This window comes from Gardnerella swidsinskii, assembly GCF_023277705.1.
Classification (GTDB): domain Bacteria; phylum Actinomycetota; class Actinomycetes; order Actinomycetales; family Bifidobacteriaceae; genus Bifidobacterium; species Bifidobacterium swidsinskii.
Genome location: NZ_CP083176.1, coordinates 334,517 through 347,297, shown reverse-complemented (window position 1 = coordinate 347,297; position 12,781 = coordinate 334,517). Strand labels below are relative to the sequence as shown.

Genomic DNA, 12,781 nt, shown 5'->3' with positions numbered 1-12,781 from the left:
TGTAGGCTTGTCGTTTATCGTCTGTGCAAAAAGTTAGTATTGATTATGTTCATTTCGCGAATTAAAGCGAACTAATGTTTGGAGATATGGTGAGCATCGTCCTTGAAGGAAAGCCAGATAAAAACCTTGTTCTCGTTACCGGTCGCGCACATCCGAAGCTTGCTCGTGATGTAGCTGATCAGCTTGGAATTGATGTACTTGAAACTACGGCATACGATTTTGCTAATGGTGAAATGTATGTTCGCTATACGCAATCTGTGCGTGGTACAGATGTATTCGTGCTTCAAAGCCACAGTGATCCTGTTAACAAGTCCATTATGGAACAGTTAATTATGATTGACGCTTTGAAGAGGGCTTCTGCTCGTTCAATTACTGCAGTATGCCCGTTGCTTGGTTATTCTCGACAAGATAAAAAGCATCGCGGTCGCGAACCTATTTCTTGCCGCTTGATGTTTGATTTGCTAAAGACTGCTGGTGCTGATCGCATTATGAGCGTCGATTTGCATGCAGCTCAGTCTCAAGGATTCTTCGACGGTCCTGTTGATCACTTGATTGCTATGCCAGTTTTGGTTGATTACGTACGTGATCGTTTCCGCGATGATCTTGCAAACGTAACTGTTGTGTCTCCTGATGCTGGTCGTATTCGCGTAGCAGAACAGTGGGCTCAGCGCTTAGGTGGCGGTCCTTTGGCTTTTGTGCACAAAACTCGCGATATCACTTGCCCTAATAAGACGGTTGCAAATCGCGTCGTTGGTGACGTTGCTGGACGCGATTGCGTTATGGTTGACGACTTGATCGATACTGCAGGAACTATTGCAGGAGCTTGCAATGTGTTGAAGGAAGCTGGAGCTAAGTCTGTTACAGTTGTTGCAACTCACGGCGTGCTTTCTGGTCCCGCAGTCGAGCGTTTGAAGTCTTGTGGTGCTAGGGAAGTTGTTTTGACTGATACTGTGCCAATTCCAGAAGAGAAGCGTTGGGATGGTTTGACTGTTCTTTCAATTGCTCCGCTTCTTGCAAGCGCTATTAAAGCAGTGTTTGAGGATGGTTCGGTTGCTAAGCTTTTCGACACTTATCCTGAGCATCACGGACAAGGATTCTTATTTGCTTAAGTATTGATTTCGTACGGTTTGCTTTTCGGCACGCCAATTTGACGTTTTTCGATATTATGGCATAATAGTGACTTGGCGGTTTTTCCGCCGTTCCCTCATGGTGTAATGGCAGCACACGGGTCTTTGGAACCCTTTGTCTTGGTTCGAATCCAGGTGAGGGAGCTTACTTGAAGCGCTACTCGTTGAATCGAGTGGCGTTTTTTGTTTTGAACGCTGCTAATAAGTAATAGAATTACATACAGCGAAATTTATTAAAATAGTATAAGGAGCGTATGCGTGGAAAAGCATGATGTAACTGCGGCAATAATTTTGGCAGCAGGCGATGGGACGCGTATGCGTTCAGAAACTCCGAAAGTACTACATCCATTTGCTGGTAAAACATTTCTCAATCGTGTTATGGATGCCATGAATGGCGTAAATCCTAAAAAACTAGCTGTAGTTGTGCATGCTCAAGCTGAACGCGTAGCTGCTGCTGCTATTAGCTATAACGAAAATGTGCATATTGTAAATCAGGACGAAACTCCTGGAACCGGCAGAGCAGTGCAATGTGCTATTAAAGATCTTAACGAAATTGCTAAAAACGAAACTGGTGAAGCATTAAAAGGAGCTGTGCTGATTGCCGCAAGCGATATGCCGCTACTTGATACGCAAACTTTGCAGTCTTTAGTTGATTTTCACAATAATAATAACAATGTGGCAACAGTTCTTACAGCAGTATTAGACGATGCAACTGGATACGGTCGTATTGTGCGCGAAGCAAACGGTGACGTTTTGCGTATTGTTGAGCATAAGGATGCAAATGCTGGAGAGCTTGCTATTCATGAAGTGAACACTTCTGTATATGTATTCGATGCTACTGTATTATGTGACGCAATTGCAGATCTTAACTCTCAAAATGCCCAAGGTGAGTTCTATTTGACTGATGCTTTGGAACATGCCCGAAAGTTTGGTCATGTTGGTGCAATGTCTGCTCCAGATCCGCTTACTGTAGAGGGCGTAAATAATCGTGTGCAATTAGCTGCGCTCGCAAAAGCACATAATAAGCGCGTGTGCGAAAAATGGATGCTTGAAGGTGTAACTATTCTTGACCCTGATACTACTTGGATTGAAGATAGTGTTACGCTCGCACAAGATGTTACTGTGCTTCCTGGGTGCTTCCTTCAAGGTTGTACTACGGTTGCAAGTGGTGCTGTAGTTGGCCCTTACACGACTCTTATTGATGCGCAAATTGATGAGGATGCTGTGGTTGAACGTTCGCGTGTACAGGAATCGCATATTTGTAGGGCTGCAAACATTGGTCCTTGGACGTATTTGCGTGCAGGAAACGTACTTGGTGAGGAAAGTAAAGCAGGAGCTTTCGTAGAAATGAAGAAAGCTCATATTGGAAATGGCACTAAAGTACCTCATTTAAGCTATATTGGCGATGCTGATTTGGGTGAGCATACGAATATTGGTGGCGGTACGATTACTGCAAATTATGACGGAGTGCATAAGAATCATACTACGATTGGTTCTGGTGCTCACGTTGGTGCAGGAAACCTGTTTGTAGCACCGGTTACTGTGGGAGATGATGTTACTACCGGCGCTGGATCGGTGGTACGTCACGATGTTCCGGCTGATTCTATGGTGTACTCTGAAAATACTCAGCATGTAGTCGAAAATTGGAAGCCAGCTTGGGAACGCTAAAAAGCGTTTGTTGGAGAATTAAGGAGTAGTAACGTTATGACAGCTTTAGAAAGCTCAATTAGTGCAATTCGTATTGCTGCCGCTGCTGCAGACCGTTTGAAAGCAACGAACGAGCAGGCTTTTGATGTAAGCGATTTGCTTGGTATTACGGATGCTATGTTAGTTGTTTCTGCTTCAAACGAGCGTCAAGTATTGGGTGTTGCAGAAGAAATCGAAAAAGACTTGTACTTGAAAGACAACAAACGCAAGGCTTTATCTCGTGAAGGCTTGGAATTAGCACAGTGGATTTTGCTTGATTTTGGCGATTTTGTAGTTCATGTAATGCATGAGGAAGCACGAGCATTCTACCGCTTGGAACGCCTGTGGAATGATTGCCCGGCAATCGATTTGCAGCTGCCAGAGCATGCTAGCGAAACTGAAGATTCTAGCAAAACTGAATAATAAGAAGAAAGTACGGTACAAACCATGGTTGATTTCGTAGAAAATGTTGCGAGTAACGTAAATAATTCCATTAATAGTGCGCATGAAGGAATTGCTCGTTCTGTTATGCTTATTCGCCACGGTCAAACTCCGTATAATGCACAGTTCCGTTTGCAAGGCATGATTGATATTGCTTTGGATGAGTCTGGAATGGATCAGGTAACTCGCTCTGGAAAAGCTTTGCGCGTGCTTTTTGGTGCTTCTGACTTAGAAGATCCAAAGGATCCGAACAGCGCTGAGCATGTGCGCATTACAGCGGAAGAAGCGGACGCGAGCTTTGTGGCGATTGCTTCTCCGCTTATTCGCGCGCAGCAGACAGCTCATGCTTTTGCAGATAAGATTGGGCTTCATGTGCAAGTTGAAAATGGTGTGCGCGAGCGTTTCTTTGGCGAGTGGGAAGGTTTGAATCGCCAGCAGATTAGCGAACAGTGGCCGGAAGATTTCAAAGCTTGGGTCGAAGGTAAAGGCGGGGAGCTTCGTCATGGTGCTGAAGTTAAGCAGGAAGTAGGAGAGCGCGCTGCTACTGCAGTAGAAGATTGGACTCGCAAAACTGGCGCAGACCGCGATTTGCTAGTGTTTTCGCATGGCTCTTGCCTTTCGCAAACTGTTCATAAGCTGCTTGGATTAGATAAAGTAGATCCTTCTTACAAAACGATTGGTGGCATGGGAAATGGTCGCTGGGCGCGCTTAATTCCAAGTCTTAACGCGGATGGTTCGATTCATTGGCGTTTGGATGCTTATGATCAAGGTCCTGCAGCTGACCCTACAAGCCAGCGTCTTATTCGCATTTGGGGGGCGGCTTAATCTGCGTAATATCTCCTTTTTACCGCTTAATTACCGAAAGCTACCGTTTAGCGATTTTGTAAAGACAGACTATTTACAGTGCCGTATAGTCAAAATTACAAAACAAAAAGCTAACAAACGCTAACAGTAGTGCACGGAAAGGAGGCTTGATGAAAGTAACTATTGCTATTGTTCCGCCTGAGGAAGAGCAGTCAGTTCAGTTGTCAATTCACAATATTGACGATGAGCTTAAGCGCATTATCGCTCAGTTACAAAGCATTGACTCAAATGATGCAAATGTAAGAAGTGCTGAAAATAATACTGAAATTAATACTTCAGATAAATTAAGCAATAATAATCCATTCATATACGGTTATATTAACGATTCGATTATTGTTATGCACGAGCCGGATGTGATTATGATTTGCGTTGAAAATTCGCGCGTAATCATTCACAGTGATAAAGGTGAGTGCGTTTCTTACAAGCGCCTAATGGATTTCGACAATCCGCAATTCGCGTCGTTTGTGCGCATATCTAAATCCGCAATCGTGAACTTGAATCGCATTGTTCGAGTCGATCCAGGATTCGGCGGAAGTATGAGCGTAAAAATGGACGACGGAAGCGTTGAGTGGATTAGTCGCAGATGCTTAGCAGGGTTCAAAAAGCGCTTAGGAATGTAATTTTAAGCGTAGTCGAATATAAAACTATCAAAATTTTTAATACAAGATTTTAATACTTAAAAAGGAAACGATTATTATGGAAAAGCAAGTTACAACTTTTGGTAAAACAATGGTAAAAAACATTGTTAATGGCATTGGCATAGGGTGCACTATTTTTACTGCAATCAGTTTTGTGTCGAGCTTGTTAGCAAATACTGCGGTTGGAAACAGAATTGCATCTTATGCTGTAGCAACGTTTGTTATAGGCATAAGCTATGGAGTATTCGCTATTTTTTGGTCGAATGAGCGTATGTCAAATCTTGCAAAGTTCGTTTTTGCACTAGTACCACCAATTGCTATTCAATTTATTGTATCGGTGATTGTTGGGTGGATTTCGTTCAAAGATGAGCCAGCTGTGATTTGCGGATGGATTGCGTTCACTGTTATTTTCCCGATTGCGATTGCTGCAATAATTTATTACTTCGAGAAGAAGAAAGCGGAAGAAATGAACACTAGACTGCAAGCATTGCGTAAAGAAAGCAAGTAAAATAGTTACAACTAAATAATCAAGTAAAGAATTGAGTGGTGTTCATCTTCGCCGTTGAGGACGAACGCCACTCGATATTGTATGACGCCTACTATAGACGTACTAATTCGGCGTTTTGCGCGACGACCTGCCTGAGCGTTTAAAGCGTAGCGCGCGAAGGCAACTCGGAGCGGAAACTCGCTTAAGTTGGAAGTCCAGTGGACTTCCAACGCGAGTTTCGTAGTGAGCGCGTTACCCGCGCGAGCGTCCGCGCTCAGTGCGAAAAATCTCAAATCTCTACCGCACTAATATCCACACGACTGAATGACGACGCATTAATCTTTTGCAATAGTTTTGCCGGCAGTAGCTCCAGAAGTCAAGTCCTGAATCTCAGTGATTTCCATAACTGGAACTGCAGCTGGCTTCTTCGTACCTTTTTCTTCGGCCACACGTACCTGTTCTTCGTAAATCGCGTCATCGGTGTGAAGGGTGACGGTTCCGCGGAAGCGATAACCTTTCTTTTCTGCCAAATTAGCAACTGCTACAACCAGCTGGCTGCCGTCTTGCAAGTTCTTATAATGCTGACCTGCAGTGCGCTCGTGGTAGGCAAGGTGGTTGTCGTCGAGTACGAACATAGACATTTTTGGTCCCAAATCAAGCTCGCCATCTTTGCTTACTGTTGCAATCCAAGCCAAATTATTCGCAATAAATTCTTTCATATCTGCGCTAAGAGTTGCCATAATATTCCTTTCCTAACAAGATTGCGCACTTTCTTCGTACGCAATTTATAAGCCTACATTGCTACATTACGCTGATTTAAAAGTGTATACGAGTGTGTAGCGTAAAAAAATTGTAAGTTGTGATATAAATCACCCAATTCTTCAATAGTTTCGTGGGCGAAATTTATACAGCAAAATACTTGATTGCCACTGTTTTCTGAAGCGTATATCGGAAATTTTACGAAGGAACGCCAGAAAGTTGTACTTTTCACGATTTTACGGCTATTCTGTCTATTTTATAAGCTAAAACGCTTTATAAAAGAAAAATTTTAAAGAATCAACTTTTATAGTTGAAGGGGAAACATTATGAAGGTGAAATATGAAACAGCTAAATCTATAGCTGAACCGCTTTCGGATAAATCGGGCATGCCTCAAGGCAAAAGTGTTCATACTGCTCAGATTATGTTGTTGATTTGTGCTGCTATTTGGGGTGGCAGCTATGTTTCTTCAAAATATGCTCTTGAAGTGTTTCCTGTGCAATGGCTTATGGGCGTTCGTATGGTTGGAGCTTGCACAATTATGGCTGTTATTTTTTTCGGTACGCTTCGTAAAACTTTTACAAAAAAGCTTATTGTTCCTTCTTTGCTAACTGGAATTACGTATTATGCTACTTTAATTTTGCAAACTGAAGGGTTACGTTCAATTGATCCAGGTCGTAGCGCGTTTTTGACAGCAGCATATTGCGTAATTACGCCATTTTCTGCTTGGTTAATCGTCAAGAAAAAGCCAACTCTTTTAGGATTAGTAGCTGCAGTTATGTGCGTTGCTGGAGTAGGTTTTGTGGCATTAAAACCTGGAATGCTTGTGCTCACATTGTCTTATGGAGATTTTCTTACTCTATTATGTGCTGCAATTTTTGCTTTTAATCTTACGTTCCTTGCGTATTATTCTCGTAAATATAATCCAGTTACGTTAACTTTTGGGCAATTTGTTGTTTCAGGCGTACTTTTTGTAGCTGGTGCGCTTATTTGTGAGCCTTTGCCAAACTTTAACGCTGCTGATCATTTCTCTATTTTTGCTAATATGTTCTACCTTACAGTAGTAGTAACAGTAGTTGCACAAATTATGCAAAACTATAGTTTGGTGAATCTTTCTACTGCAAACGCTTCTGTGATTATGTGCACTGAAAGTTTGTTCACGCTTTTATTCTCTACTGTTCTTTTTCATGAGCATGTTTCTAATATGGCTTTTGTGGGATTTGCTTTAATATTTGCTGCAATTATTACTGCAAGCTTAGGTGAGCATTATTGTGATAAAAAAGCGAATTGTGAGCTTTCTTACAAAGATAGAGATTTTGAGGTTGCTAAGTCTTAGGCATTTCAGTTTTGTGTAGCTAAGTTTTATGTATATAAGACTTGTGATTTTGTTGTAAGAATGCTCTGGCAATACTGTGCAATTTTTGCGTGGAGTGATACCATCATTGTTGTAATGATGTTGGTAGTGGAATTTGCATATTTGCCATGCATTTTGGCATTATATTCGCATAAATAGTTAAGGTGCATAAGTGAAGAATTTCTTCAAAGGCATATCGTTTACGCAAGTATTAGCTGGATCGCTCGCTGCAGTGACTTCGTTTTTACTTGCTTCGAAAATTGGTATTGCTGGTTCAGTTATTGGCGTAGCTATTGGTTCTATTGTCTCAGCAGTAGCATCACAGTTGTATCAGAATGTTATTCACGCTTCATCGCGTAAACTTTCGGAAGTAAATCCGAATACTTCTACAGAACAGTCTAATTTTAGTAATGTGTCAGATTCTAGCGTGCGTTCAAATAGTTTAGAGAATGTTGATTCTAAAAGAATTGGAGATGATATTCATATGCAATATTCATCAAATTCGTTGCAATGTAATACTGATCCTTCAGATGACAAAAATATGGCTGTTCAAGATGCAAGATTTGGACGCACTGTTAGTTCGCAAGTCCGTAATCCAGAATTAGAAAATACGCGTATTTTGGAATTGTCGAAATTACGTGAACAGCATGAAGAAGACATGAAACTGTCGGAAGGCACAATTCCAGAGCCGGTGCCGTTATCTAAGGTTGTTAGTGAAAACTACGGTTACTCTTCTGAATCTTACCAAAATAGAAACGATCATCGTACAACAATTGTTGTTGCTGTTATAAGTGCTCTTATAGCTGTTATTGTTACTGCAGGTGCTGTTCTTTTGTTTACACAAGGAAAAGGCACAGACAATATTGATAAGCCTAAAGAAATTAGTCATGAGCAACAGCAAAATCAACCACAACCTAAGCAACGTCTTAATACGAATACTAATCAAGACCATAAGAAATCTCATGATGATTCTAATAGTAAAGATGGTAATGAAGATGAAAATGATGAGCATGGCAATGAAAATGCAGATAGTTCGACAGGTGGTCATTCCGATAATGATTTAGGTAGTGACACTAACAATGATTCAGGAACGAATTCAGGTGATGCTGCTAGTGGGAATAGTGGATCGGGTGCTGATAGTTCTGATGCAGGTGCTGGATCTGCTGGATCTTCGGGATCTACTGGTTCTTCAAACAATGTAACTTCTCCTGGTAATGGTGATCAATCTGGGAGTGTCAATGGTAACTAATTTTCGAATTGGTTCTTGAATTGGTTTGCCGAATTGGCGACTAAATTGTTAGTAGAATTCGCAGGATTTTTGGAATTTGTAAGTTGAATTCGACACGCCGCATTTGGATAGAACGGCTATTTGTTGTAACCTATCAAAGGTTCGTTTGAACGGCATAAGTAAAAACGGGGCTATGGCGCAGCTGGTAGCGCATCTCCATGGCATGGAGGGGGTCGGGGGTTCGAATCCCCCTAGCTCCACAAATTTTAAACGTCACCTCTTTTTGGGGTGGCGTTTTTTGTTATTATTTTTTAATTTTTATGCGCCACGCCGTATTTTTTACTGTTTGTCTGCAAGTCGTACTAATAATGAACACCATCGACCAGAGGTCGCGCTCGACAAGAGTAGTAAGCATGAGCCAGGGAAAGCGTTAATTGCTTACAAAAGGGGAGAGCGCCGAAGTTTACTGCTTAATCCCAAAAGTAGTGAGCTGGGACTTGGCTTAATATACCAAGGACTGTCGCAGCGAGTCGGCATTCGCTGCGGAGAGCTATCGACACGCTTGCTTTTGCTTGCTTGTTTTGCCTCTGATTGTCATGAAAGGAGGAAAAATGAGTAGCTCATTATCATCTACTGCTGCACAGAATACTCAGCAGAATACTCAGCAAAATAACGATGTTCATCGAGGATTAAAAACCCGACATATTTCCATGATTGCTTTAGGTGGCAGCATTGGTACCGGCTTATTCGTTGCTAGTGGTGCAACAATCCATATGGCTGGTCCTGGTGGTGCTTTGCTTGCTTATGGTGCGATTGGCATTATGGTGTACTTCCTTATGACTTCCCTTGGTGAAATGGCAACATTTATGCCTATTAGTGGATCGTTTGCATCGTATTCTGGACGTTTTATTGATCCTGCACTAGGTTTCGCAATGGGCTGGAACTATTGGTTTAATTGGGCTATTACGGTTGCGGTGGACGTTAGTACTGCAGCAATAGTTCTGCAATATTGGTTCCCAACAGTGCCAATATGGATTTTCTCACTGTCGGTTCTTATGCTTATTTTGGTTATCAATGTGCTTACAGTTAAGTGCTTTGGAGAAACTGAGTATTGGCTTTCTATTATTAAAGTGTTGGCAGTAATCGTATTCCTTGTTATCGGTTCGCTTACGATTGTTGGCATTGTTGGCGGCAAAGCGCCATTCTTGCAAAACTTCACTCATAAGGACGCTCCATTTGCAGGCGGTGTTCCTGCAGTGTTGTGTGCGTTCGCTATTGCAGGCTTCTCTTTCCAAGGAACTGAGCTTATTGGTATTACTGCTGGAGAGTCTGCAACTCCTGAAAAGAGTATTCCAAAAGCTGTAAAGCAAGTGTTCTGGCGTATTCTTCTCTTCTACATTCTTGCAATTTTCGTTATTGCTTGCATTATTCCTTATACTGACAAGAACTTACTTGGTTCTGATGTAACTGATATTGCTATTAGTCCGTTTACGCTTGTGTTCCAACGTGCAGGGCTTGCAGCTGCAGCGGCAGTTATGAATGCAGTGATTCTGACTTCTGTTATTTCTGCAGCAAATTCCGGCATGTATGCTTCAACAAGAATGCTTTATTCGCTCGCAAAAGAAGATAATGCTCCAAAAGTATTTGGCAAGGTAAGTCTTCGTGGTATTCCTGTTCCTGCGTTGATTGCTACATTTGTAGTTGCTTTATTTACTTTCTTTATGAGTATTTTTGGTTCGCAAATTTACATGTTCCTGGTTGCTGCAAGTGGTTTGACTGGTTTTATTGCTTGGGCTGGTATTGCTGCAGCTCATTATCGCTTCCGTAAAGCATACTTGGCTCAAGGTCATTCCTTAGATGAATTAGTTTATCGAGCAAAGTGGTATCCGTTTGGTCCTATTGTTGCGTTCTTCTTATGTATTCTTGTTATTGTTGGTCAGGATTTGCATTCATTTGCAACGCTTAACTGGCAGGCTATTGGAATCACGTACATGTCCGTGCCGCTATTTATCGTTCTATACATTGGCTACAAGATTAAAAATCATACTCGAGTAATTCCTCTTGAAGAAGTCGATTTAACTCATGTTCGAGTAGCAAAATGAACGAATAGTTTGTAAAGTTCAACATCGTTTACGATGTAGAGTTAGATAATGTAAAAGCTCCCAGTGATATACGCTGGGGGCTTTTACATTGAGTCAGATAACAGAGCAATATGTTTTATGGTTGTTGTGAACCTGCTATTATGTCCGGGGCTGGTTTTTTATCAGAGGAATCTTGGTCGCCCTTTTTTGCTGTATCATTCGGATCTTCTTGACCACTATTTCCTTTAGGGTTTCCGTCGCCAAATCCGTCTTCGCTGCCTTTTGGATCCTTATCTTTTTCTTTGTTCTTTTCCTGTTCCTGCTCCTTCTTCTTGTCTTTTTCCTTGTCTTTGTTCTTGTCTTTGTCTTTATTCTTATTCTTCTCAGTTTTCTGTTTCTTAGTGTCTTGAGTATTTGTCTTCGGCGCTGGTGTTGGCTTTGGCTTTGGTGGGACAACATTTGAACGCTGAATTACAATTCCAGTTGATTCATTTATCTCTTGCTTCTTTGTTTCTTCGTCTTGCTTGTCTTTGTCTTTATCTTTTTTGTTATTTTCATCGATTAATGTAACAGCCAACTCGCGCACTCTTTTTGCTTTGACTGCATACCATTCAGAAGCAGCTAAAGCTTCTACGCTTTGGGAACCAAGTTCTTCAGGAGAGTTTGCTGTGCAAGATACTGCGTCAGGAACCTTTTCGCTCATGATTTTAGCAAGTTCTTTTGCGTTATCAGAGTCACCTTTTGTGAGATCTGTTATTATGCTGTTGTGTACTAAACTTTTCCATACGGCTTTGGCTTTAGAAACTTGTGCAACTTTTATTTCGCACTGTTTGCGAGCTGCTTTAGTGCGTTCAGTCTGCTTCATATACCAAAGTGTGCCAACTGCGCCAAGAGCTAAAGCTAGCACAACAATTCCCACAATGAGAATAATGAGCTTTTTCTTTTGACTCTTTTCAACACTATCGGAGCTATGTTGATTCATATTTGTCCTCTGTTATCTATTGCTGCTCAACATTAGCGCATTTAAATACGCAACTTGTTTATATAATACGCCAAAATGTTTATGTTAGCCACGCTCATGAGCACTAAACAATCAAGATTTTGCTTGTGGATACAAGTCGTAATATTTAACGCAAAAAGCCACTGGAAAACCAGTGGCTTCATGGCTCCTGCGGCTGGGCTTGAACCAGCGACCATTCGATTAACAGTCGAACGCTCTGCCAACTGAGCTACGCAGGAATATCTTGTACTCAACTAAGCGCTGTGCACAAGACATTTATATTACACGTAATTTTCAAAGATGCAAATATGGCGTGTTTTGGCGTGTCGAAACAGTGATTATAAGCATATGTTTTATCCACAATGCTTTAAAAGCTTATGATTTTTGCAAATTAGCTGCAAAACTTTTATAAAAGTCGTTTTATAAAAATATGGATGGGGAATATATGTGTATTCGCAAAAATTATGAATTATATTACAAAATATCTGCCTGTTTGGGGATTTTTATAATCTCAGTTATTTTATTAGATACGCTGTTTTTACAACCCGAAATTTCGCAAAATAGTCATCATCTTAAATATTATGTTGTAGAATCTGCTGTGACATGTTGCCACAAGTGTGCTCTTTCTAAAGGCTCTTATAGCGAAAAAACATGCAAGTCAGCTATGCAATGGCCTGTAAAACCTGCACGAATAGTAAAAGCTTTTAATCCTCCGCCTAAACCTTGGATGGCTGGGCATCGCGGCGTAGATTTAGCTGCAAGCACAGGGACTCCTTTATTTGCGCCTGCAGATGGCGTTATTAGTTTTGCTGGTAAAGTCGCTGGTAAATCAGTTGTGACTATTAGGCATGGTGAACTGACATCCACTTTTGAGCCTGCTGTAACAAAGTTTAGCGTTGGTGTTTTTGTGAAAAGAGGCCAGAATTTTGCACATGTCGAAGGAGGTTCGGACCATTGCGGCACAACTTGTGTGCAGTGGGGTTTAAAACGTAAAAATCGTACATATGCTAATCCTGAAAGAATGACTGTTAAGCGTCGCATTGTGCTTAAGCCTGTGGAATAAGCAAAATACTATATTTGTATCGTAGATATTTGTAGATAAATGAACAAAATTTATT

Annotated in this window: 12 protein-coding genes, 3 tRNA genes and 1 riboswitch; of the genes, 12 read left to right on the top strand and 3 right to left on the bottom strand. The window is 41.3% G+C overall.

What is annotated here, in order from left to right; all coding sequences use genetic code 11:
* Positions 1-86: 86 nt before the first annotated feature.
* From K9E37_RS01425 to K9E37_RS01395, 7 genes are all read left to right on the top strand, one after another.
* Positions 87-1,109 (top strand): ribose-phosphate diphosphokinase, encoded by a 1,023-nt coding sequence (locus tag K9E37_RS01425; protein WP_032837849.1) that lies wholly within the window; start codon positions 87-89, stop codon positions 1,107-1,109.
* A gap of 91 nt (positions 1,110-1,200) precedes the next feature.
* Positions 1,201-1,271: transfer RNA gene (locus tag K9E37_RS01420), tRNA-Gln, on the top strand.
* A 114-nt stretch (positions 1,272-1,385) separates the two neighbouring features.
* Positions 1,386-2,795, top strand: a complete 1,410-nt coding sequence (gene glmU, locus K9E37_RS01415; protein ID WP_012914347.1) for a bifunctional UDP-N-acetylglucosamine diphosphorylase/glucosamine-1-phosphate N-acetyltransferase GlmU — start codon at positions 1,386-1,388, stop codon at positions 2,793-2,795.
* A 36-nt stretch (positions 2,796-2,831) separates the two neighbouring features.
* Complete coding sequence (rsfS, locus tag K9E37_RS01410) at positions 2,832-3,236, top strand: ribosome silencing factor (RefSeq protein WP_064621532.1); 405 nt, start codon at positions 2,832-2,834, stop codon at positions 3,234-3,236.
* Between the two features lie 24 nt (positions 3,237-3,260).
* Positions 3,261-4,079 carry a histidine phosphatase family protein gene (locus tag K9E37_RS01405; RefSeq protein ID WP_248893422.1) on the top strand — a complete coding sequence of 273 codons (819 nt, stop codon included), beginning with the start codon at positions 3,261-3,263 and terminating at the stop codon, positions 4,077-4,079.
* 149 nt (positions 4,080-4,228) lie between these two features.
* Positions 4,229-4,738 (top strand): LytTR family DNA-binding domain-containing protein, encoded by a 510-nt coding sequence (locus K9E37_RS01400; RefSeq protein WP_004108298.1) that lies wholly within the window; start codon positions 4,229-4,231, stop codon positions 4,736-4,738.
* A 76-nt stretch (positions 4,739-4,814) separates the two neighbouring features.
* Positions 4,815-5,264 (top strand): DUF3021 family protein, encoded by a 450-nt coding sequence (locus K9E37_RS01395; RefSeq protein ID WP_004108296.1) that lies wholly within the window; start codon positions 4,815-4,817, stop codon positions 5,262-5,264.
* A gap of 314 nt (positions 5,265-5,578) precedes the next feature.
* On the opposite strand, the gene K9E37_RS01390 is transcribed toward K9E37_RS01395, so the two are convergent.
* Entirely contained in the window at positions 5,579-5,983 is a 405-nt protein-coding gene (locus K9E37_RS01390; RefSeq protein WP_004106472.1) for a pyridoxamine 5'-phosphate oxidase family protein, read from the bottom strand.
* 345 nt (positions 5,984-6,328) lie between these two features.
* Between K9E37_RS01390 and K9E37_RS01385 the strand changes: the two genes are divergently transcribed.
* The 4 genes from K9E37_RS01385 (at position 6,329) to K9E37_RS01370 (ending at position 10,684) form a co-directional block, all read left to right on the top strand.
* The gene (locus K9E37_RS01385; RefSeq protein ID WP_004108292.1) at positions 6,329-7,336 is read left to right on the top strand and encodes a DMT family transporter; all 1,008 of its coding nucleotides are present in this window, start codon (positions 6,329-6,331) and stop codon (positions 7,334-7,336) included.
* Between the two features lie 190 nt (positions 7,337-7,526).
* Complete coding sequence (locus K9E37_RS01380) at positions 7,527-8,603, top strand: ATPase (RefSeq protein WP_248893419.1); 1,077 nt, start codon at positions 7,527-7,529, stop codon at positions 8,601-8,603.
* A 166-nt stretch (positions 8,604-8,769) separates the two neighbouring features.
* Positions 8,770-8,842: transfer RNA gene (locus K9E37_RS01375), tRNA-Ala, on the top strand.
* Positions 8,843-8,956: 114 nt separating this feature from the next.
* A riboswitch (Lysine riboswitch) is annotated at positions 8,957-9,143 on the top strand.
* A gap of 149 nt (positions 9,144-9,292) precedes the next feature.
* Complete coding sequence (locus K9E37_RS01370; protein WP_162861137.1) at positions 9,293-10,684, top strand: amino acid permease; 1,392 nt, start codon at positions 9,293-9,295, stop codon at positions 10,682-10,684.
* A 115-nt stretch (positions 10,685-10,799) separates the two neighbouring features.
* Here the strand turns inward: K9E37_RS01370 and K9E37_RS01365 are convergent, their stop codons facing one another.
* Complete coding sequence (locus tag K9E37_RS01365) at positions 10,800-11,645, bottom strand: flagellar basal body-associated FliL family protein (RefSeq protein WP_248893417.1); 846 nt, start codon at positions 11,643-11,645, stop codon at positions 10,800-10,802.
* Positions 11,646-11,826: 181 nt separating this feature from the next.
* Positions 11,827-11,902, bottom strand: a tRNA-Asn gene (locus tag K9E37_RS01360).
* A gap of 206 nt (positions 11,903-12,108) precedes the next feature.
* Between K9E37_RS01360 and K9E37_RS01355 the strand changes: the two genes are divergently transcribed.
* The gene (locus K9E37_RS01355) at positions 12,109-12,726 is read left to right on the top strand and encodes a M23 family metallopeptidase (RefSeq protein WP_012914292.1); all 618 of its coding nucleotides are present in this window, start codon (positions 12,109-12,111) and stop codon (positions 12,724-12,726) included.
* Positions 12,727-12,781: the final 55 nt, after the last annotated feature.

What these genes read in the sequence shown, in the direction of transcription:
- K9E37_RS01425 (WP_032837849.1), top strand. Translation starts at nt 87, where the DNA reads ATGGTGAGCATCGTCCTTGAAGGAAAGCCAGATAAAAACCTTGTTCTC.
- rsfS (WP_064621532.1), top strand. Translation starts at nt 2,832, where the DNA reads ATGACAGCTTTAGAAAGCTCAATTAGTGCAATTCGTATTGCTGCCGCT.
- K9E37_RS01405 (WP_248893422.1), top strand. Translation starts at nt 3,261, where the DNA reads ATGGTTGATTTCGTAGAAAATGTTGCGAGTAACGTAAATAATTCCATT.
- K9E37_RS01400 (WP_004108298.1), top strand. Translation starts at nt 4,229, where the DNA reads ATGAAAGTAACTATTGCTATTGTTCCGCCTGAGGAAGAGCAGTCAGTT.
- K9E37_RS01395 (WP_004108296.1), top strand. Translation starts at nt 4,815, where the DNA reads ATGGAAAAGCAAGTTACAACTTTTGGTAAAACAATGGTAAAAAACATT.
- K9E37_RS01390 (WP_004106472.1), bottom strand. Translation starts at nt 5,983, where the DNA reads ATGGCAACTCTTAGCGCAGATATGAAAGAATTTATTGCGAATAATTTG.
- K9E37_RS01385 (WP_004108292.1), top strand. Translation starts at nt 6,329, where the DNA reads ATGAAGGTGAAATATGAAACAGCTAAATCTATAGCTGAACCGCTTTCG.
- K9E37_RS01370 (WP_162861137.1), top strand. Translation starts at nt 9,293, where the DNA reads ATGATTGCTTTAGGTGGCAGCATTGGTACCGGCTTATTCGTTGCTAGT.
- K9E37_RS01365 (WP_248893417.1), bottom strand. Translation starts at nt 11,645, where the DNA reads ATGAATCAACATAGCTCCGATAGTGTTGAAAAGAGTCAAAAGAAAAAG.
- K9E37_RS01355 (WP_012914292.1), top strand. Translation starts at nt 12,109, where the DNA reads ATGTGTATTCGCAAAAATTATGAATTATATTACAAAATATCTGCCTGT.